The sequence below is a fragment of the uncultured Microbulbifer sp. genome (genome assembly GCF_947498635.1).
Taxonomy (GTDB): domain Bacteria; phylum Pseudomonadota; class Gammaproteobacteria; order Pseudomonadales; family Cellvibrionaceae; genus Microbulbifer; species Microbulbifer echini.
Genome location: NZ_CANMKV010000154.1, coordinates 1 through 281, shown reverse-complemented (window position 1 = coordinate 281; position 281 = coordinate 1). Strand labels below are relative to the sequence as shown.

Annotated in this window: 1 protein-coding gene; it reads left to right on the top strand. The window is 45.2% G+C overall.

Annotated elements, in window-relative coordinates; all coding sequences use genetic code 11:
• Positions 1 to 281, top strand: a 281-nt coding sequence (locus tag Q1A69_RS20245; protein WP_299589769.1) for an IS30 family transposase, incomplete at both ends; no start/stop codon positions are given.

Here is a 281-nt window from a genome sequence, read left to right as displayed (position 1 = left end):
GCCATCTGTAAAACCATCACCTTCGATAATGGTGGAGAATTCGCAGGTCATCAATCGATTGCGCAGAAGCTAGGATGCAGAATATATTTTGCGAAACCTTACCACTCCTGGGAGCGTGGGCTGAACGAAAACACTAATGGTCTCTTGAGACGCTTCTTCCCGAAAGGAGTGGAAATTGGCAAGATACCAAAAAGCCGTATTGATGATGCAGTGTTTCGAATCAATACTCGCCCCAGGAAGGTGTTAAATTACTTGAGCCCACTGGAATTTTTGGTGGGTAA